General features: G+C 72.9%; 1 protein-coding gene. It reads right to left on the bottom strand.

The window, feature by feature from the left end; all coding sequences use genetic code 11:
* On the bottom strand, positions 1 to 1,430 hold a 1,430-nt coding region (locus tag WDW90_RS37050; RefSeq protein WP_336492714.1), incomplete at its 3' end, for a mannose-1-phosphate guanylyltransferase/mannose-6-phosphate isomerase.

Here is a 1,430-nt window from a genome sequence, read left to right as displayed (position 1 = left end):
CGTCCGTAGACGTCTTCGAGGCGGACGATATCGTCTTCTCCGGTGTAGGATCCGACCTGGACCTCGATCAGCTCGAGCGGGATCTTGCCCGGGTTGGTGAGGCGGTGCATGGCGCCGATCGGCAGGTAGACGGCCTCGTTCTCGTGCACCAGGACCACGCGCTCGTTGAGCGTGACCTCGGCGGTGCCGCGCACCACCACCCAGTGCTCGGCCCGGTGGTAGTGCTTCTGCAGGGACAGCCGCCCGCCCGGCGTCACCTGGATGCGCTTGACCTGGAAGCGCTCGCCGATGTCGATCCTCTGGTACCAGCCCCAGGGCCGGTAGATGCGCCGGTGCGCCTCGGCCTCCGGGTAGCCCTTGGCCCGCAGCAGGCCGACCAGCTCCTTGACCTCGCCCGAGCGCGCCTTGGAGCTGACCAGCACCGCGTCGGGGGTGGAGACCACCACCACGTCGGCCAGCCCGACCACCGCCGTGACCTGCTCGCCCTGGCTGTGCACCAGGCTGCCCGTCGTCCCGATCAGCTCGACCCGGCCGCGCACCGCGTTGCCGAGCTCATCCTGCTCCAGCACGCTCCAGACCGCGTCCCAGCTGCCGACATCCGACCAGGGGAAGGCCACCGGCAGCACGCCGGCCAGCGTGGTGCGCTCCATCACCGCGTAGTCGATCGAGGTCTTGGGCGCCTGCCCGAACGCCGCCGCCTCGAGCCGCACGAAGTCGAGGTCGCGCACCGCCCCCGACAGCGCCGCGCGCGCGGCCGCGAGCACGGCGGGGGCGTGCGCCTCGAGCTCGGCCAGCATCACGTCGGCCCGGAACAGGAAGTAGCCCGAGTTCCACAAGGCCCCTTCCGCGATCAGGCCCTGCGCGCCGGCCGCGTCCGGCTTCTCGACGAAGCGCGCGACCGCGTAGCTGCCGGGCGCCTCCGCCAGGGCCGCGCCGCGCCGGATGTAGCCGTAGGCGGTGGACGGGCCGGTCGGGCTGATGCCGAGCGTCATGATGTGGCCGGCCCGCGCGCCCGCCGCCGCCGCCTGCGCGGCGGCCACGAAGGCGGCGGTGTCGCCGATGACGTGGTCGGCCGCCAGGATCAGCACCAGCGCCTGCGGGTCGGCCAGCGCGGCGTGGCAGGCCGCCACTGCCACCGCCGCAGCCGAGTCGCGCCGCTCGGGCTCGAGCAGGATGTCGGCCGCAACCCCCGCCTGGGCCAGCTGCTCGGCCACGATGAAGCGGGCCTCGGCATGGCTCAGCACGCACAGCCGCCCGAACACGCCCCCGTCCGCCACCCGCGCGGCCGTCGCCTGGAAGGTCGAGCCGCTCTCGCTCACCAGACGCGAGAACTGCTTGGGCATGCTCTCCCGCGAGGCCGGCCAAAGCCGCGTGCCAGACCCCCCGCACAGGATCACAGGATAAATCAAGCCCGCGCCACTCTCCGACAT

It is taken from the genome of Methylobacterium nigriterrae (genome assembly GCF_037106235.1).
Lineage (GTDB): Bacteria > Pseudomonadota > Alphaproteobacteria > Rhizobiales > Beijerinckiaceae > Methylobacterium > Methylobacterium nigriterrae.
This window is presented reverse-complemented; position numbering and strand designations above follow the sequence as displayed.